We start from the raw sequence: 17,699 nt of genomic DNA on the forward strand, positions 1-17,699 counted from the left end.
CCCGAGTCGGGCCCGCCGGATGTGGCGAGCCCGACCCGGGGTCAGCGCGATCGGATCAGAGCTCGACCGAGGAGAGGTCCAGCTCACCGACGTTGTTGACCTCAGACTTCTTGATCTTCTCCGAGTGGCCGGACTGCACGCCGTAGAAGTAGATCGGGATGGTGGGAACGTCGGCGTCGACCAGCTTGAGCACCTCGGCGAACTTCTCGTGCGAGGCGTCCAGGCTCGCGGCGCCGCTGGCGGCCTTGGCACCGGCGTCGACCGCCGGGTTGCTGTACAGGCCGTCGTTGGAGGAGCCACCCTTGACGAAGAGCGGGTTCACCCAGTTCTCGATGTCCGGGTAGTCCTGCTGCCAGGCGGCGCGGTACGGGCCCTTCATCTTGTGGGCGTTGATGTTCTGGCGGAACACCGCGAAGGTCGGGATGCCCTCGGCGCGAGCGTTGATGCCGAGGTTGGTCTTGACCTGCTGGGCGACGGCCTCCATCCACTCCTTGTGGCTGGAGTCACCGTTGTAGTAGAAGACCATCTCGCCCTGGAAGCCGCCGGCCTCGGTCAGCAGCTGCTTCGCCTGGGCGACGTCGAACTTGCAGGAGGTGCAGTTGCCGGCCGGGGCGCCCGGGGTGAGCGGGTTGGCCCAGCTGTCGGCCGGCTTGCGGGTGCCGAAGAAGATCTTGTCCGAGATCTCCTGCCGGTTGATCGACAGCGACACGGCCTTGCGCAGCTTCGCGTTCTGGAAGCGCTTGTCGTAGATCGGGAACGCGATGAACGCGGTCGACGGGATGACCGTGCTCGCGGCCCGGTCGCCCAGGTCGGTCTTGTACTTGTCGCCGGCCAGCGCGGCGGTCGGGATCGACTCCAGGAAGTCCAGGTTGTTCGAGACCAGGTCCGCGTAGGCGGCGTTCTCGTCCTGGTACAGCTTGACGTTGACGTCCTTGATCTTGACCTTGTCGCGCAGGTTGTAGTCGTCGAAGCGGGTCAGCTTGATCGAGACGTTGTCCTCCCAGGAAACGAACTTCACCGGGCCGTTACCGATCGGCTTCTTGCCGAAGTCTTCCGGCTTCTGGGTGAAGAACACGTCCGGCAGCGGCATGAACGCGCTGTAGCCGAGCTTGGTCGGGAAGACCGCGGTCGGCGCGGACAGGGTGACCTCGAAGGTCTGGTCGTCGATGACCTTCAGGCCGGACATCTCCTTGGCCTTCGGCTCCGGCGCCTTCTGCGGGCCGTCGTCGTCCGGGTCCACCGAGGTGACCTGGTCGTAGCCGGCGATGTCCGAGAAGAAGCTGCCGTTCGCGGCGCCACTCGGGGTGTAGGCGGCCCAGTTCCAGGCCTTGACGAAGTTCGCCGCCTTCACCTCGGTACCGTCGTGGAACTTGGTACCCTTCTTGATCTTGATGGTGAAGACCTTCGAGTCCTTGGTGTCGATGGACTCGGCCAGCGCGTTGCGCGGGGCGCCACCGTCGTTCGGGTACTCGACCAGACCGGTCCACAGGTCGTCGACGATCTTGCCGCCACCGGTCTCGGTGGTGTTCGCCGGAACCAGCGGGTTCTCCGGCTGCACGCCGTGGATGGTGATCGCGCCATCCGCGGTCGCGGCCGAGTCGCTCTCGCCACCGCTGTCGCTGCTGGAGCAACCGGTGGCGACCAGCGCGGCGGCCATGCCGACCGCGATCGCGCCGGTTGCCCGCTTCGAGACTCTCATTCCGAGGGGCCTCCTCTTTCTAGCCAGTTCCGTCGTGGGTTTCACGCACGTATGGGGGTGACGCCGCCAGCGACCCCGATGTCGCAGGTCACCGGTTTACCGCAGAGAAATCGGGACACCCCCAGGGGGACCGATCCGCCGGGCCACCACACCTCTCGCGGTCGGCGCCACGCAGGCTCGACGGCCACGAACCGCGGGTTGACCAGCGGTGCCGTGGACGGCTGACGTACGGGGTGCCTCGCGCCAGGGGTGAGGTGCTGCAACTGTGACACCAACCGGCCCATTACGTGAAGGTGCCGTTATCAAGCCGTTAGTTGGCTGGCACGTTGCCGATACTTGAGAAAAGATCATGATGTGTCCCCCGTGCACCCTCGCTGAGCAGGTGGGACATCTCGGCACGCCCGCGCTGGCCGGGCCCTAGGCTGAGTTCCCGTGAGCTTCCCGCCCTCCGCGATCCCGCTCCCGGACGTCCACCGGACGCTGGCCGTTTTCGCCCATCCGGACGATGCGGACTTCGGCTGTGCGGGCACTGTCGCCGGCTGGGTGGCCGAGGGTGTCGAGGTCGGCTACCTCATCGTGACCCGCGGCGACGCCGGCGGGTTCGACGACACCGAGCGGGCCCGGATGCCGCTGCTGCGGGAGGCGGAGCAGCGCGCCGCGGCCGCCGAGGTCGGGGTGCGCGAGGTGCGCTTCCTCGACGGCTACCCGGACGGGATCCTGACCCCCACCGTCGGGCTGCGGCGGGACATCACCGCCGCGATCCGCCGGTTCCGGCCCGACCGGGTGCTCACCACCTCGCCGCTGCGCCGCTGGGAGCAGCTCACCGGGCCGGGCCACCCGGACCACCTCGCCGTCGGCGAGGCAACCACCTGCGCCGTCTACCCGGACGCCCGCAACCCCTTCGCCCACCCCGACCTGCTCGCCGAGGGGCTCGAGCCGTGGCTGGTCCGGGAGATCTGGTACGTCGGCGGCCCCGCCCCCGACCACGTCGTCGACGTCACCCGGCACGTCGAGCAGCGGATCGCCGCCATGCGGGCCCACCGCTCGCAGACCGGCCACCTCGACCTGGACGCTTGGGTGCGCGACCGGCTGAGCGCCGTCGCCGACGCCGCCGGACTGCCCCCGGGCCGGCTGGCCGAGGCGTTCACCGTGCTGCGTACCGAGTGACCCGCTCAGACCAGGCGGCGGTCCGCCGCCCAGCGGGACAGCTCGTACCGGTTGGACATCTGCAGCTTGCGCAGCACGTTCGACACGTGCGTCTCGACCGTCTTGATCGAGATGAACAGCTCCTTGGCGATCTCCTTGTACGCGTACCCCCGGGCCAGCAAACGCAGCACCTCGCGCTCGCGGTTGGTGAGCTGGTCCAGCTCGGGGTCGGCGACCGGCGCGTCGGGCCGGGCCGCGAAGGCGTCCAGCACGAAGCCGGCCAGCCGCGGGCTGAACACCGCGTCGCCGTCGGCCACCCGGCGGATCGCCGCGGTCAGCTCGTTCGGCGAGATGGTCTTGGTGACGTACCCTCGGGCGCCGGCCCGGATCAGCCCGATCACGTCCTCGGCGGCGTCCGAGACGCTCAGCGCCAGGAACTTCACCTGGGGATGGCTGCGCCGCATCGCCTCCAGCACGGCGCGACCGCCGCCGTCGGGCATGTGCACGTCGAGCAGCACCACGTCCGGCCCGGTCGCGGCGATCCGGGTGACCGCCTCGGCCACGGTGCTGGCCTCCCCGACCACCTCGACGTGCCCGCCCAGCTCGGCCCGGACGCCGGCCCGGAACATGGCGTGGTCGTCGACCAGGAACACCCGCAGCCGCTGCTCGCGGGCGCCCGCCTCCGCCACCGGTTCCATCGACTGCTCCGCCATGTCAGCTGTCCCTTTCCGCCGTGGAGCCGTTGCCGCTGATCGGCAGGATCAGCCGGACCTCGGTCCCCTCACCCGGCTCGGACCGGATCTCCGCCCGGCCGCCGTGCCGCTTCATCCGCCCGACGATCGATCCCCGGACGCCGTGCCGGTGGTCCTCCACGGTAGCCGGGTCGAAACCCTTGCCCCGGTCGCGGACGAACACGCTCACCTGCTCGGGCTCGACCTCCGCGTAGAGCGAGACGGTCTGCACCCCGGCGTGCCGGGCCGCGTTGACCAGGGCCTCCCGGGCCGCCGCGACCAGCGCGCCGACCCGCTCGTCGGTCTCCCGGTCACCGACCACCACCGCCTCAACGGTGATCGCGAAGGTGTCCTCCACCTCGGCGGCGGCCTGCTCCAGCGCGGCGGCGAACCGCTCGCTGGGCGAGCCGGTCGGCTTGTAGAGCCAGCTGCGCAGCGAGCGCTCCTGGCCGCGGGCCAGCCGCTGGACGGTCTTGACGTCGGTGGCGTTGCGCTGGATCAGCGCGAGCGTGTGCAGCACCTGGTCGTGCACCATGGCGGCCAGCTCGGCGCGTTCCTGCTCGCGGATGCGTCCCTCCCGCTCCGAGCGGAGCTGGTTCCACGTGCGCCACAGCACCGGGGCCGCCACCACGCCGACGCCGGCCAGCCCGACCAGCGCGAAGATCACCCCGTTGACCACCGCGTCGACGTTCTGCACCGGCGAGTAGACCGCCACCACGCCGATGATCCCGACCGCGACCAGCACCCCACCGCCGACGAAGCGGAGCACGAAGGCCCGCCGGTCGCTCTCCTCCACCACCGCGCCGAGCCAGGGCAGGGGCAGCGTCTCGCCCCACTGCCGGCGTCGCTCCGGGGCGGACTGGTGCCAGATCACCCCGGCGCCGACCGCGATGATCGCCACCAGCCAGCCGGCGGTGCCGGCCGCGCCGACCGAGTCGAAGACCAGCACCTGCACCGTCAGCACGCCCAGCCCGATCGCCACGAACGGCAGCAGCTGGCCGAGCTCGCGCCGGGGCGGGGTGGCGGTGTCACCGGGACGCAGCGGCACCACCGCCCAGAACGCGGCGTACAGCAGCAGACCCAGCCCGCTGAGGCCGAGCAGCACCATGAACGCCACCCGGACCCGCAGCACCGGGATGCCGAGGTGGTCGGCGATGCCGGCCGCCACCCCGGCGGCCATCCGGTGCTGGGGCGCCCGGTAGAGGCGGGGCGGCTGGCTCACGGCGCTGATCGGAGGCTCCCTGGTCACGGTGGGTACGGCGGGGACGCCGGTCGGTTCCGGCACCGGATCGATCGTTCCACGCGGACGGGCCCGCGGACCACGGGGACGCCCCGGACATCCGGCCCGCCGGGATATCAGGGTGGCGTCAGGGTCAGCTCCTGAGGTCGCTCGGGCCCCCGGCGCAGCAGGATCGGGACATGACCGAGGAAGCTGCCCCGTCGCCCCGCCCCGGGCCGACCGAGCCGGGCGGGGCGCCCACCGCGCCACCCACCGCGACCGGCCCGACCTGGTCGGCGCCCGCGTCGCCCACGGGGGGCGACGACGCGCCACCGCCACCCGGCGGGTACCCCCCGCCGCCGTCCGGCGGCGCCAGCTTCACCTCGCGGTACGGCCTGGTCCGCCCCCGCGAGGGCCGCTACCTGGCCGGCGTCTGCGCGGCGATCGGCCGGGCCACCAACACCGACCCGGTGCTGTGGCGGGTCATCCTGGCGGTGCTGGGCTTCTTCGGCGGCGTCGGCATCCTGGTCTACGTCGCCGCCTGGCTGATCATCCCCGGCGAGGGGGACAGCGCCTCCCCGCTGGAGTCGGTGCTCGGTCGGGGCCGGTCCAGCATGTCCCCGGTCACCGTGATCGTGCTCAGCATCCTGGTCGCGGTGAGCTTCGGCTACATCGTCACCGACGCCTTCCGGGCGGTGCTGCTCGGCGCGGCCATCCTGATCGGCGGCGCGCTGCTGCTGAATCGGGACAGCCACGCGTCGGCGCCGCCCGGGCAGCCGTACCCGGCGCCGCCGGCCGCGCCACCGGGGCCGGTGCCACCGGTGAGCTGGCCGGCGCCCGACCCGTTCGCGCCGGGACCGCCCGCGGCGGCGGGAGCGGGGGCGGGAGTGCCCCTCGCGGGTGACCTGGCACGCCAGCCGGCCGAGCCCCGCACGGACGAGCTGCCGACCTGGTCGGCCCCCGTGGGCGAGCCGCGCGCCGGAGACCTGCCCGGCCCGGCGCCGGCGGGAACCGGGACGCGTACCGAAGAACTGCCCGCCTGGCCGGTGGCGGGGACCGAACCGCGTACCGACGAACTGCCGGCCTGGTCGCCGGCGGGCGAACCGCGTACCGGTGAACCGCCGGCCTGGCCGGCCGGCGGGGCGAGCCCCGGTGAGCTGCCCGGGTGGTCAACGGCTCCCGGCGGGCAGCCGGGGGCCGGGGCCGCGCCGCTGACCGTGCCGCCGGTACCGCCCGGCTACCGGGCGCCGTTCGCGCCGCGCGGCCCGTACGCCGGGACCACCCCGCCGCCGCCCGCGGCGCCCAGGCCGGTCCGGCCGCCGAAGCGACCGCGCGAGCGGTCCGCGCTGGGCCCGGCCACCTTCTCGCTCATCTTCCTCGCCCTCGGCGTGGTGGCCCTGCTGGACCTGCTCGACGTCTTCCCGGTCGGCGCGGCCGGTTACTTCGCGGCGGCGCTGGCCACCATCGGGCTCGGCCTGCTGGTCGGTGCCTGGTTCGGGCGGGCCCGCTGGCTGATCGCGCTGGGCCTGCTGACCGCCGTGGCCCTGTCCATCGCCACGGTCGCGGAGTCCTACGACCGGGTCCGCGGCATGGACGACCGGGTCACCTGGTCCCCCGCCAGCCACCGCGACCTGGCCACCCGGTACGAGAACAGCTTCGGCGACGCCACGCTCGACCTGCGCGCGGTGGACTTCACCGAACGGGACACCGAGGTCACCGTGGTGGTGAACTTCGGCGCGGCGACCGTGGTGGTGCCGCCGAACGTGGACGTGACCGCGGTGACCGACGTACGGGCCGGGGACGCGACGGTGTTCGGCCAGCACTCGGCCGGGGTGGAGCAGCGCAACCGGGAGGTCACCGACCTCGGCCCGGACGGCGCCGGCGGCGGCAAGCTGAGGCTGTACGTTCACGTCAACGCCGGCAACCTGGAGGTGACCCGGTGAGGGCGCACCGCACGGATCTCGTCTCGCTCGCCTTCGGGCTGCTCTTCCTCGGGCTCTCCGCCTGGTGGCTGCTCGCCCAGATCCTCGGGCTCGCCCTGCCGCCGGTGGGCTGGTTCCTGGCCGGCGCGTTGCTGCTGGTCGGGGTGCTCGGTCTGCTGGGGGCGCTGCGCTCGGCCCGGCACGCCGACCCGGGCGTCCCACCCGACGCGCCGGCACCCGCCCCGACCACCGTCGGAACCGGGCCGCGCGGTGTGGCCGACGACCGGCCGGCCGCCGGGCGACCCGACGACCGGGAGGAGCCGGGCGGAGCGGCGGACGAGTGGCCCACCGCGGCGGTCACCGACCGGGCGGTCGACGCGGTGCCGGACCGCCCCGCCGACACCCCCGACGAACGGCCGCCCGCCTGACCGCGGCGGCGCGCCGGCCGGCGCGCGGCTCGTATGCTGGCGTGGAGATCCCCGCCTCCGCCGACCCGCCGTCCGCCGGGCGCGGCCGACCTGCCGTCGACCCGTCCGCCGCCCCGCCGGCGAAGCGGTGGCCGGCCCCGCGTACCGCCCGTCCTACCTCGTCAGGAGCCCGCCCGACATGACCCAGTCCCCCGCCGTACGTACGCCCGGCCCGTCCGGCCCGGTCCGCGTCGGCGAGCGCGCCGCCCGTACCCTCGTCACCGAGCTGGCCCGGCGCAACGACCCGAAGACCGCCCTGCTGGTCGGCGCGGCCGCGGAGTCCGCGGTGCTGGCCGCGGCCGTCGACGCGCTGCTGCCCGGCGACACGCTGACCGTGGTGGCGGCCGGGACGACCGACGCCGCCACGCTGCGCGAGCACATGACGGCCCAGGGCCGCTGGGTGGCCGACCGGGTACGCGTCGTCGACTCGCTCGCCGAGGCGGACGCCGCCGAGGTGGTGATCGCGGCCGAGCCGTTCACCGGGACCGCCGAGGAGGCGCGGACGGTCGTCGACGGCCTGGCCAAGTACCTCACCGACGGCGCGGTGCTCAGCGTCGCCGCGCCGGTGTTCCGGACCGCCGGCGCCGCCGCCGAGCTGGACCGCCAGGGCGTGCTGCACGGGGTGGGCAACGACCTGGTGCTGCGCAACAGCCCGCCGGTGCGGGTGCACCACCTGCGCTACACCCCGGCCGACCCGGCGCTGGCCGCCCGGCTGGCCCCGGCGCACCGGCCGTCCAGCGTGCCGCTGACCCGCGGCATGCACCTCGACTCCAACGGCGTCGCCGCCGCCGGGATCACCCTCGGGCTGGCCGCGCTCGCCCGGGTGGCCCGGCCCAAGTCGAAGCTCTGGCTGCTGCCGGCGCTGGCCGCCGCCCCGGTTGCCGCCTTCTTCCGCGATCCGCAGCGGGACGTCCCGGAGGATCCGTCGGCGGTGGTCGCCTCCGCCGACGGCCGGGTGCTCTCGGTGCAGCGGCTGCGCGACGAGCGCTTCGGCGACGGCGAGTTCCTCCGGGTGGCGGTCTTCCTGTCGGTGCTGGACGTGCACGTCAACCGCTCGCCGGTGGCCGGCAAGGTGGTCGACTACTTCGTCGCCGACGGCGGCTTCGTCAACGCGATGAAGCCGGACGCCGAGCACAACGTCGCGGCGTACACGGTGCTCGACACCGACCACGGCACGGTCGTGGTGGCGCAGCGTACCGGCCTGATCGCCCGGCGGATCGTGCAGCGGGCACCGGTCGGCGCGCTGCTGGCCCGGGGCGAGCGGTTCGGCCTCATCCGGTTCGGCTCGCGCACCGACGTCTACCTGCCGGCGGACGCCGCGGAGCCGCTGGTCGGCCCCGGTGACAAGGTGCTCGGCGGGTCGACCGTGATCGCCCGCTGGCACTGAGCAGAGACACGACGAGGGGCGCCGCTCGCGCGGCGCCCCTCGTGGTACGTACGTGCCGGGGTCAGACGGCCCGGCGCTGGTGCAGCCAAAGCAGCGGGCCGCTGACCAGGTAACCCACCACCACGAGGGCGAAGGTCAGCCGGATGTCGACCAGCGCGCCCACCACCGGGGCCAGCCAGAGCCACGGGGGCAGCTTCACCAGCCGGGCGAGCTTCACGTAGGGGAAGCTGGAGACCATGGCGAAGGCGAGCAGCGCCACGCCGGCGATCTGCACGACGCCCGGCAGCGGCAGCCCGATGGCGACCGTCAGGGCGAGCACCGCGGCGGCCATCGTGGTCGGCACGCCGCAGAAGAAGCGGCCGTCCTTGGGCGAGACGTTGAACCGGGCGAGCCGGATCGCGGCGCAGGCCGCCACCAGGGCCGCGGCCACCGCGGCGGCGGCCGCCGGGGCCGAGCCGGCGAGCGAGGCGTAGACCACCACCGGTGCGGCGAGGCCGAACGAGCACATGTCGGCCAGGGAGTCCATCTGGGCGCCGAACGGGCTGGCCACCCCCAGCTTGCGGGCGAGCGCGCCGTCCAGGCCGTCGAAGACCACGCAGGCGATCAGGAACAGCGCGGCGATCCGGGCGTGCCCGTTCATCGCGACGAAGATGGCGTTGATGCCGAGCATCAGGCTGGCCAGGGTGCAGGCGTTGACCAGCGCGAACTTCATCCGGCGGGCCGGGGTGCGGGCACCGGGCAGCAGCGGGATCGACATCGCCGAGGGGTCGTCCACCGGGGTGGACGGGGCGAGCGCGGGGCTCACCGGCATGATCGCCTCGAGCTCGGCGCGCTCCATCGGCACCCGGTCGAACCGGTCGACGCCGTACCGACGACGCTGCCGGTCGACGAGCCGCTCGGGGAGCACCACGTCGGTGCCGGCCCGCAGGTCGCCGTCGCGGCGCCCCACCCGGACCAGCAGCACCTGCCGGGCGAACGTGCTGCTGCGGCGCAACCGGCCCGCCCAGCGACGCCCTGCGGGGCGCGGACTGTCAGTCGTACGACGCCGGCGCCATGGGGCTCTCGGCACGTTTCCTCCATCACCGGATCGGCTGGCCGCCTGGTCGGCGGGTGTCCGGCTGTCTCGTGCCGGACCGCTCAGGCCCGGCAGCCCGTCTCAAGCGGAGTACACCATTGCACAGGAAGTGGCGGATGGCGATAGCTGCCGGCGGTACTTATATCTCCCTTAAACCGCGCGAACCGCTCGTTCATTCCCATGTCGGGCCTCATCGCCCGATTTTCCTCGCCGGCCTCAACTGACGACTGTACCGGAGGGGGCCACCCGCGGCCCGTCGAGCGGGCGCTATCGCCCCGCGCGTCCGATTGCCGACGCGGCGACCTCGGTCAGCCGCAGGCCCGTGAGCTGGGCAGATGTGAACCACGCGGCGCGCTGCGTCGATCCGCCGGCCTGCTCGGTCACCACCGCGTCCGTGGGCCGGTCCACCCGCACCCGGTAGACCACCCGGACGCCGTGCCAGTCCAGCGGTCGGCCCTCCGGCCCAAGGGCGGCCGGGCTGTGCAGATTGTCGACCATCAACAGGTCGAGCACCCGGCCGAGCTGCCCGGACTCCTCCACCAGCTCCCGGATCAGCCCGGTGGCCGGCTGCTCGCCGTGATCCGTGCCACCCCCGGGCAGGTGCCACTGCCCCGCGCCCGGATAGCCGGGCGCGATCATCGTCAGCAGCACCCGACCGGCCGGGTCGGTGACCAGCCCGTACGCGGCGAACCGGCGGCGCCGGTCCAGATGCGGCGGGGCGGCCGGCGGCGTCGCCCGGGGCAAGCCCGCCGGCAGCGGGGTGACCGGCAGGCCGAGCAGCTCCGCGGTGAACGGCAGCAGCGGCAGCCCGGCCGCCTCGGCCAGGGTGAACCAACGCGCCTCGGCCCCGGCCGGCTCGACGTCGCCGCCGGCCGGAGTGGCGTGGCCCGCCGGCGGGGCCGGGTCCGCCGCGGCCGCGCCGTCGGCCGCCGAGGCCGGGTCGTCCGCCGCCGAGGCCGGGTCGTCCGCCGCCGAGGCCGGGTCGTCGCGGGTGGCGGGGGCGACGTCGAAGACCAGTCGGTCGGTGTGCAGGGCGACGCCCGGCTCACCGAAGGTCACCACGTCGGCCACCGCGGCGCGCAACCCGGTCACCTCGACCCGCAGCCCGGTCTGCGCGACGTACTCGCGGACCACCGCGTGCTCCGGGTGCTCGGCGTGCGCCAGCTCGCCGCCCGGCAGCTGCCATACCCCGGGGTACGGGCTCACCGCCACGCCGCGGACGAGCAGCACCCGCCCGTCGGCGCCCCGGCACAGCCCGTACGCCCCGATGCCGCGCTGCTGTTCCATCCCCGCGCTCCCCCCGACCCGGCGCCGCTCCACGTCGATCATGAGGTTAGCCCGGGAGGGTGCGGCGTGCCGCACCCCGCGACGGTTCAGCCCAGGCGGGCGGCCTGCACCGCCTCGGCGGTCACCTCGGTGAGCCGGTCGGTGGGCAGCGCGTCCAGCTCCTCCCGGGCGAACCAGCGGGCCTCGCAGGTCGAGCCGCCGACGTCGCCGACGACGGGCGGCGCCGGCCGGTCGACCACCACCCGGTAGAAGGCGCGCACCCCGTGCCAGTCGATCGGGTAACCCTCGGGGCCGAGCGAGGCGGCGTCCCGATGGCTGGCCACCCCGAGCAGCTCGACCAGCCGGCCGGTCTGGCCGGTCTCCTCGACCAGCTCGCGAATCAGCGCGGCGCCGGGCTGCTCGCCGTAGTCGGTGCCGCCGCCGGGCAGGTGCCAGCGGCCGGCCCCGGGGTAGCCGTCGGAGATCCGGGTGAGCAGGACCCGACCCTCCGGATCGGTGACCACCGCGTACGCGGCGAAGCGCTGCGCGCGGTGCAGGCCGTCCGGGCCGGGCACGGCGTAGAAGGAGGGGAACTCCGGCGCCTCCCGCGGGACGACGTCCGCCGAGGAGGGCGGCAGCCCCAGCGCCCGCGCGGTGAACGCCCGCAACGGCAGCTCGCGGGCCTCGTCGAGGGTGAACCAGCGGGCCAGGTCGGTGGGCCGGTCCACCCGGTCGGCGAGCGTGCCACCGCGCACCGAGACCCGGTAGAGCAGCCGGTCGGTGTGGATGGTGATGCCCCGCTCGGGCAGCGACCGCATGTCGGCGAGGACGTCGTCCAGCCCGGAGACGGAGACCGAGAGCCCGGTCTCGGCGGCGGTCTCCCGGACGACGGTGTGGTGCGGATCCTCGCCGTGGTCGACCGCGCCGCCCGGCAACGACCACGTGCCGGGGGTGCCGGAGCGCTCGGAGGCGCGGACCAGCAAAACCCGGCCGGACGAATCAGCACAGACTGCGTATGCCGCGATCCTGCGGAGCGGCTCCAGCAAGGTGGTCACGGAGCCCAATTCTCCCCGTCGCGGGTTAACGCCATCGATCAGAGTCGGATTCCTGACTCTTCGCTGGCACGTCAGGGATCGATCAGGGTAGGGATCGGGGCGGTCACCGAGGTCGGCCGGGCCACCGGGGCGCACCGTGGAGGCATGACCTCGACAACCGCACCCCAGGCCCCGTACAAGCAGCTGCGCCGACCGACCACGGACCGGATGGTGGCCGGCGTCGCCAGCGGCCTCGGCCGCTACCTCGCCGTCGACCCCACCCTGGTCCGGGTGGTCTTCGCGGTGGCGACCCTGCTCACCGGCGGCGTCGCCGCGCTGGCGTACCCGATCATGTGGTTCCTGATGCCGGAGGAGCCGGCGGGCGCGCCCGCCTGGCCGCACCCGACGGGTGCCGCGCCCCAGGGCGGGCCGGCCGGCTGGCCCCACCCCGCCCCGCCGCGGCACGGGCCGACGGGCTGGGCGCCGCCCACCGGGCCGGTCCCGGCCACCGCGCCGGCACCCACCGCGCCGGATGCGGTCACCACGCCGATCGCCACCGTGCCGCCCACCCCGGAGCCGGCACCACGGCCGGCGCCCGAGCCGCCGACCGCCTGAGTCACTCCCACTCGATGGTGCCCGGCGGCTTGCTGGTCACGTCCAGGACCACCCGGTTGACCTCGGCGACCTCGTTGGTGATCCGGGTGGAGATCCGGGCGATCACCTCGTAGGGCAGCCGGGACCAGTCGGCGGTCATCGCGTCCTCGCTGGAGACCGGGCGCAGCACCACGGGATGCCCGTAGCTGCGCCCGTCACCCTGCACGCCGACGCTGCGCACGTCGGCCAGCAGCACCACCGGGAACTGCCAGACACCACGGTCCAGGCCGGCCGCGGTCAGCTCCTCGCGGGCGATCAGGTCGGCCCGGCGCAGCAGCTCCAGCCGTTCCCGGTCGACCGCGCCGATGATCCGGATGGCCAGGCCGGGACCCGGGAACGGGTGCCGCCAGACCATCGCCTCGGGCAGGCCCAACTGGAGGCCCAGCGCCCGGACCTCGTCCTTGAAGAGCGTGCGCAGCGGCTCGACCAGAGCGAACTTCAGGTCCTCCGGCAGGCCGCCGACGTTGTGGTGGCTCTTGATGTTGGCGGTGCCGGTGCCGCCACCGGACTCGACCACGTCCGGGTAGAGGGTGCCCTGCACCAGGAACTCGACGTCGCCGTGCGCGGCGACCTCCCGGGCGGCGGCCTCGAAGACCCGGATGAACTCGCGACCGATGATCTTGCGCTTCTGCTCCGGATCGGAGACCCCGGCCAGCGCGCCGAGGAACCGATCGGCCGCGTCGACCACCTTCAGCTTGATGCCGGTGGCCGCCACGTAGTCCTTCTCCACCTGCTCGGCCTCGCCGGCGCGCAGCAGGCCGTGGTCGACGAAGACGCAGGTGAGCTGGTCGCCGACGGCCTTGTGCACCAGCGCGGCGGCGACCGCCGAGTCGACGCCGCCGCTCAGGCCGCAGATGACCTCCTTGTCGCCCACCTGCTCCCGGATCCGGGCGACCTGCTCGTCGATGATGTTCTCGGGCGTCCAGGTCGGCGCGATGCCGGCGATGTCATAGAGGAACCGGGCGAGCATCTCCTGGCCGTGCGCGGTGTGCCCGACCTCCGGGTGGAACTGCACGCCGGCCCGGCGCCCGGCCAGATCCTCGAACGCGGCCACCGGGGCGCCGGCGGACTCGGCGGTCACCGTGAAGCCGGACGGCGCCTGGGTCACCGCGTCGCCGTGGCTCATCCACACCGGCAGGTCCGGCGGCAGGTCGCGCAGCAGCACACCCGGCTCGGTGAGGCGCGGACGCAGCGGGGTGCCGCCGTACTCGCGGTTGCCGGTCTTCGCGACCGTGCCGCCGAGCGCCTGGGCCATCGCCTGGAAGCCGTAGCAGATGCCGAAGACCGGCACGTCGGCGTCGAACATCCCGGCGTCGATCTGCGGGGCGTCGGGCGCGTAGACGCTGGACGGGCCGCCGGAGAGGATGATCGCGGCCGGATTCTTCGCCAGCATCTCGGCGACCGGCATGGAGTGCGGGACGACCTCCGAGTAGACCTTCGCCTCGCGCACCCGACGCGCGATGAGCTGGGCGTACTGGGCTCCGAAGTCCACCACGAGGACGGGGCGAGGCGTGCTCATGTGCACAAAGCCTACCGACAGTCACCCCCACCCCGCCCCGCGCCCCACGCACCCGACCCCACTTTCCGCGATCTTGCACCTACCGCCTCGACAAGGCGGACAAAAGCCGCGTAGCAGGGGCCGGATGTGCAAGATCGCGGGGCTCCGCGAGTGGGGTTGCGGCGGTAGCGTCACGGGGGTGGCCGAGGTGGTGATCCGGGGGTTCCTTCCGGAGGACGGCGAGGCGTTGTCGGCGCTGGTGGTGCGGTGCCTGCGCGAGGTGAACAGCCGCGACTATCCGGCCGAGCTGATCGAGCGGATGTGCGCCCACTTCACCGCCGACCGGTTCCGGGAGCTCGCCGGCGAGCGCCGGATCTACGTCGCCGAGCGGGACGGACGACCGGTCGGCACCGTGTCCCGCGACGGCAACAAGGTCTACACCATGTTCGTCGACCCGGACGCGCACGGCCGCGGCATCGGCCGCCTGTTGATGCGGCACGTCGAGGAGGCGGCCCGGGCCGAGGGGCACGAGTTCATGGAGACCGGCGCCAGCCTCACCGGGCACGGCTTCTACCAGCGGCTCGGCTACACCGACGTACGGGTCAGCGACACCGTGTTCGGGATCAACCACATTCTCCGCCGGCCGCTGTCAGGGGCGTAGCGCGGCCGGGGCGTCCGCCGGCACCGCCGGCTGCCGGGGCGGCACGGCGTCGAGCCGGCGGTACGGCTCGCCCAGTGGGGGGCGGGGGTCCTCGTCGCCCTTGTTGGGCCAGAAGGACATCGCGCGTTCGGCCTGGGCGGTGATGGTCAGGGACGGGTTGACGCCGAGGTTGGCCGAGACCGCGGAGCCGTCCACCACGTGCAGGCCGGGGTGGCCGTACACCCGGTGCCAGGGGTCGATCACGCCGTCGGCGGGGGTGGCGCCGATCACCGCGCCGCCCAGGATGTGCGCGGTCATCGGGATGTCGAACGCCTCGGTCACCGCGCCGCCCGGCGTACCGCCGATCTCCTCGGCGAGCAGCCGGACCGCCTGGTTGCCAGCCGGAATCCAGGTCGGGTTGGGCGCGCCGTGGCCCGGCCCGGAGACCAGTCGCCGGCCGAACGGGCCGCGCCGCCAGCGGGTGGTCAGCGAGTTGTCGGCGGACTGCATCACCAGCGCGATCACCGTCCGCTCGGACCAGCCCCGGACCGACAGCATGCCGGCGGCCAGCCGGGGCTGCCGGACGATGCTGCCCAACCAGCGCCGCACCCGGTGCGGGCCGCCGTCGACCAGCAGCGACTGGAGCAGCCCCATCGCGTTGGAGCCGCGGCCGTAGCGGACCGGCTCGACGTGCGTCTGCGGGTCGGGGTGGAACGAGCTGGTGATCGCCACCCCCTCGGTGAAGTCGGTCCGCTGCGCCCGGGCCCGCTGGCGGGGAATGGACGCGCCGAGGATCGCCTCGGAGTTCGTCCGGGTCAGCTCGCCCAGCCGGTCGGACAGGCGCGGCAGCGCGCCGGTGGCCTTCATCTCGTGCAGCAGCCGCTGGGTGCCGAGCGCCCCGGCGGCGAAGACCACCTGGTCGGCGTGGATCACCTGCCGGCGGCGCGGCCACGCCCCGGTGCGGACGGTGTGCACCGCGTATCCGCCCTCGGCGGCCGGGCGGACGGCGGTGACCGTGGTCAGCGGGTGGACCGTGGCACCCAGCCGCTCGGCCAGCCAGAGGTAGTTCTTCACCAGGGTGTTCTTCGCGCCGTGCCGGCAGCCGGTCATGCACGAGCCGCAGTGCAGGCAGCCGGTGCGGTCCGGCCCCGCGCCGCCGAAGTACGGGTCGGCCACCCGCTGCCCGGGCCGGCCGATGTGCACGCCCACCGGGGTGGCGTGGAAGGTGTGCGCCACCCCCATCCGCTCGGCGACCGCCCGCATCGCCCGGTCCGCGCCGGTGTGGATCGGGTACGTGGTGACGCCGAGCATCCGCTTGGCCTGGTCGTAGTGGCGGGCCAGCTCGTCCCGCCAGTCGGTGACGTCCCGCCACTGCGGGTCGGCGTAGAAGGCGTCCAGCGGCTCGTAGAGGGTGTTGGCGTAGACCAGCGACCCGCCACCCACCCCGGCCCCGGAGAGCACCATGACGCCGCCGCCTGCACGCCGGTCGGCCGGCCGGAGCAGGGTGATCCGCTGCAGGCCGTAACAGCCGAGCGCGGGTGCCCACAGGAAGCGCCGCAGCGACCAGGAGGTCTTCGGGAACTCGTCGTCGGCGAACCGCCGGCCGGCCTCCAGCACGCCGACGGAGTACCCCTTCTCGGCCAGCCGGAGCGCGGTGACGCCGCCGCCGAAGCCGGAACCGATGACGACCACGTCGTACCGCATGGACGCATCATTACCGCCCGGTAGCCATCGCGCCAGTGCCCGGTTTCGCGCGATCATGCACAGCGTCCGCCGATCAGGCCGCAACCCGGGGCCCCCGACGGAGCGTTGTGCAGACGGGGGTAACGAGAATGACTCAGCAGAACGGGGCGGCCCGCCCTCGGTGGGTGCTGGTCGCGGCCGCGGTCGCCGCGGTCGTCCTGGTGGCCGTGGCGGCGCTGGTGATCAGCCGGCTCAACCGGGACGACGAGCGGACCCGGGCCACCGGCGCGGTCGCCGCGACCGACACCCCGAGCCCGAGCCCGAGCGCCACGCCCAGCCCCACCGCCGCGCCGGGCGCCGGCATCACCGGCCCGCTCAACCTGCTGCTGGTCGGGGTGGACACCCGGATCAGCGTGCCGGGCTGGGAGCCGCACGGCGACGCGGTGCTGATCGCGCACGTGCCGGCCGGACTGGACCGGGCGTACCTCTTCTCGCTCCCCCGCGACCTGCTGGTCGACATTCCGGCGTTCCCGAAGTCGGGGTACCAGGGTGGCCGGACCAAGCTCACCCACGCGATGAGCTACGGCAGCCGGGTGCCCGGCAAGCCGAAGAATCCGAGCGCCGCCCAGGGGTACGAGCTGCTGCGCAGCACGGTCACCGGTTACACCGGGCTGCGCTTCGACGCCGGCGCGGTGATCAACTTCCAGGGCTTCGACAAGCTGGTCAACCTGCTCGGCGGGGTGGACATCTACGTCGACGAGAAGGTCACCTCCATCCACCGCAAGCCGGACGGGAAGCACCGGGACGCGGCGCCCTCCGGCGGCGGCTATGTCGGGCCGCAGATGGTCTATCAGGTGGGCGAGCGGCACCTCAACGGCTGGCAGGCGCTGGACTACGCCCGGCAGCGCTACATCGCGGGCGGCGACTACGCCCGGCAGCGCCACCAGCAACAGCTGATCAAGGCGATGACCACCAAGATCCTGGCCGAGGACCTGGCCCGGCAACCGGCCCGGGTCGAGCAGATCACCGGCGCGCTCGGGGACACCCTGGTCTACGCGGGCGGCCCGCGGATCGTCGACCTGGCGTACGCCCTCGGCGGCCTGGACCCGGCCCGGTTCACCCTGGTCGCCCTGCCCGGCGACGGGGTGGGCACCGGCAACGCCTACCGGGGCGAGCAGCTCAAGCCGCTCGGCCGGCAGTTCCTCACCGCGCTCAAGGCGGGCGACGAGGAGCAGTTCCTCGCCGCCCACCCCGAGCTGCGGGTGACGAGATGACCGC

The 17,699-nt window shown here is 73.9% G+C and carries 13 protein-coding genes and 2 pseudogenes; 7 read left to right on the forward strand and 8 right to left on the reverse strand.

Annotated features, from left to right (window positions below; genetic code table 11):
• Nucleotides 1-55: 55 nt before the first annotated feature.
• A complete protein-coding gene (locus ACFY3U_RS19610; RefSeq protein ID WP_387203394.1) occupies nucleotides 56-1,699 on the reverse strand; it encodes an ABC transporter substrate-binding protein in 1,644 nt (547 codons plus the stop codon).
• A 432-nt stretch (nucleotides 1,700-2,131) separates the two neighbouring features.
• On the opposite strand from ACFY3U_RS19610, the gene ACFY3U_RS19615 reads away from it, so the two are divergent.
• Complete coding sequence (locus tag ACFY3U_RS19615) at nucleotides 2,132-2,866, forward strand: PIG-L deacetylase family protein (RefSeq protein ID WP_387203397.1); 735 nt, start codon at nucleotides 2,132-2,134, stop codon at nucleotides 2,864-2,866.
• Nucleotides 2,867-2,871: 5 nt separating this feature from the next.
• On the opposite strand, the gene ACFY3U_RS19620 is transcribed toward ACFY3U_RS19615, so the two are convergent.
• On the reverse strand, nucleotides 2,872-3,558 hold the full coding sequence (locus ACFY3U_RS19620) for a response regulator (protein ID WP_387203400.1): 687 nt from the start codon (nucleotides 3,556-3,558) through the stop codon (nucleotides 2,872-2,874).
• A gap of 1 nt (nucleotide 3,559) precedes the next feature.
• Nucleotides 3,560-4,825 (reverse strand): PspC domain-containing protein, encoded by a 1,266-nt coding sequence (locus tag ACFY3U_RS19625; RefSeq protein ID WP_387203673.1) that lies wholly within the window; start codon nucleotides 4,823-4,825, stop codon nucleotides 3,560-3,562.
• Nucleotides 4,826-4,995: 170 nt separating this feature from the next.
• Between ACFY3U_RS19625 and ACFY3U_RS19630 the strand changes: the two genes are divergently transcribed.
• The 3 genes and pseudogenes from ACFY3U_RS19630 (at nucleotide 4,996) to ACFY3U_RS19640 (ending at nucleotide 8,571) form a co-directional block, all read left to right on the forward strand.
• Complete coding sequence (locus ACFY3U_RS19630; RefSeq protein WP_387203403.1) at nucleotides 4,996-6,738, forward strand: PspC domain-containing protein; 1,743 nt, start codon at nucleotides 4,996-4,998, stop codon at nucleotides 6,736-6,738.
• A pseudogene (locus ACFY3U_RS19635) lies at nucleotides 6,735-7,004 on the forward strand (hypothetical protein); the annotation flags it as partial. The gene ACFY3U_RS19630 and the pseudogene ACFY3U_RS19635, both read left to right, overlap by 4 nt.
• A 319-nt stretch (nucleotides 7,005-7,323) precedes the next feature.
• Nucleotides 7,324-8,571 carry a phosphatidylserine decarboxylase gene (locus tag ACFY3U_RS19640; RefSeq protein WP_387203405.1) on the forward strand — a complete coding sequence of 416 codons (1,248 nt, stop codon included), beginning with the start codon at nucleotides 7,324-7,326 and terminating at the stop codon, nucleotides 8,569-8,571.
• Between the two features lie 61 nt (nucleotides 8,572-8,632).
• Here the strand turns inward: ACFY3U_RS19640 and ACFY3U_RS19645 are convergent, their stop codons facing one another.
• The 3 genes from ACFY3U_RS19645 to ACFY3U_RS19655 all read right to left on the reverse strand — a co-directional run bounded on the left by ACFY3U_RS19645 (nucleotide 8,633) and on the right by ACFY3U_RS19655 (nucleotide 11,967).
• On the reverse strand, nucleotides 8,633-9,565 hold the full coding sequence (locus tag ACFY3U_RS19645; RefSeq protein ID WP_387203408.1) for a CDP-alcohol phosphatidyltransferase family protein: 933 nt from the start codon (nucleotides 9,563-9,565) through the stop codon (nucleotides 8,633-8,635).
• Nucleotides 9,566-9,913: 348 nt separating this feature from the next.
• A complete protein-coding gene (locus ACFY3U_RS19650) occupies nucleotides 9,914-10,933 on the reverse strand; it encodes an NUDIX hydrolase (protein WP_387203411.1) in 1,020 nt (339 codons plus the stop codon).
• An 86-nt stretch (nucleotides 10,934-11,019) separates the two neighbouring features.
• Complete coding sequence (locus ACFY3U_RS19655; protein WP_387203413.1) at nucleotides 11,020-11,967, reverse strand: NUDIX hydrolase; 948 nt, start codon at nucleotides 11,965-11,967, stop codon at nucleotides 11,020-11,022.
• Between the two features lie 144 nt (nucleotides 11,968-12,111).
• On the opposite strand from ACFY3U_RS19655, the pseudogene ACFY3U_RS19660 reads away from it, so the two are divergent.
• Nucleotides 12,112-12,441 (forward strand): annotated as a pseudogene (locus tag ACFY3U_RS19660) (PspC domain-containing protein); the annotation flags it as partial.
• 121 nt (nucleotides 12,442-12,562) lie between these two features.
• On the opposite strand, the gene guaA reads toward ACFY3U_RS19660, so the two are convergent.
• On the reverse strand, nucleotides 12,563-14,119 hold the full coding sequence (gene guaA / locus ACFY3U_RS19665) for a glutamine-hydrolyzing GMP synthase (protein ID WP_387203416.1): 1,557 nt from the start codon (nucleotides 14,117-14,119) through the stop codon (nucleotides 12,563-12,565).
• 178 nt (nucleotides 14,120-14,297) lie between these two features.
• Between guaA and ACFY3U_RS19670 the strand changes: the two genes are divergently transcribed.
• Entirely contained in the window at nucleotides 14,298-14,759 is a 462-nt protein-coding gene (locus ACFY3U_RS19670) for a GNAT family N-acetyltransferase (RefSeq protein ID WP_387203418.1), read from the forward strand.
• Here ACFY3U_RS19670 and ACFY3U_RS19675 read toward each other — a convergent pair.
• Entirely contained in the window at nucleotides 14,748-16,442 is a 1,695-nt protein-coding gene (locus tag ACFY3U_RS19675) for a GMC oxidoreductase (RefSeq protein ID WP_387203421.1), read from the reverse strand. The two genes, ACFY3U_RS19670 and ACFY3U_RS19675, sit on opposite strands and share 12 nt — an antisense overlap.
• 128 nt (nucleotides 16,443-16,570) lie before the next feature.
• On the opposite strand from ACFY3U_RS19675, the gene ACFY3U_RS19680 reads away from it, so the two are divergent.
• On the forward strand, nucleotides 16,571-17,695 hold the full coding sequence (locus ACFY3U_RS19680) for an LCP family protein (RefSeq protein WP_387203423.1): 1,125 nt from the start codon (nucleotides 16,571-16,573) through the stop codon (nucleotides 17,693-17,695).
• Nucleotides 17,696-17,699: the final 4 nt, after the last annotated feature.

The organism is Micromonospora sp. NPDC000089 (assembly GCF_042899365.1).
Lineage (GTDB): Bacteria > Actinomycetota > Actinomycetes > Mycobacteriales > Micromonosporaceae > Micromonospora.

Excerpts from the sequence above, each read along its gene's own strand:
- ACFY3U_RS19610 (WP_387203394.1), bottom strand. The coding sequence starts at position 1,699 with ATGAGAGTCTCGAAGCGGGCAACCGGCGCGATCGCGGTCGGCATGGCC.
- ACFY3U_RS19620 (WP_387203400.1), bottom strand. The coding sequence starts at position 3,558 with ATGGCGGAGCAGTCGATGGAACCGGTGGCGGAGGCGGGCGCCCGCGAG.
- ACFY3U_RS19630 (WP_387203403.1), top strand. The coding sequence starts at position 4,996 with ATGACCGAGGAAGCTGCCCCGTCGCCCCGCCCCGGGCCGACCGAGCCG.
- ACFY3U_RS19640 (WP_387203405.1), top strand. The coding sequence starts at position 7,324 with ATGACCCAGTCCCCCGCCGTACGTACGCCCGGCCCGTCCGGCCCGGTC.
- ACFY3U_RS19650 (WP_387203411.1), bottom strand. The coding sequence starts at position 10,933 with ATGGAACAGCAGCGCGGCATCGGGGCGTACGGGCTGTGCCGGGGCGCC.
- guaA (WP_387203416.1), bottom strand. The coding sequence starts at position 14,119 with ATGAGCACGCCTCGCCCCGTCCTCGTGGTGGACTTCGGAGCCCAGTAC.
- ACFY3U_RS19675 (WP_387203421.1), bottom strand. The coding sequence starts at position 16,442 with ATGCGGTACGACGTGGTCGTCATCGGTTCCGGCTTCGGCGGCGGCGTC.
- ACFY3U_RS19680 (WP_387203423.1), top strand. The coding sequence starts at position 16,571 with ATGACTCAGCAGAACGGGGCGGCCCGCCCTCGGTGGGTGCTGGTCGCG.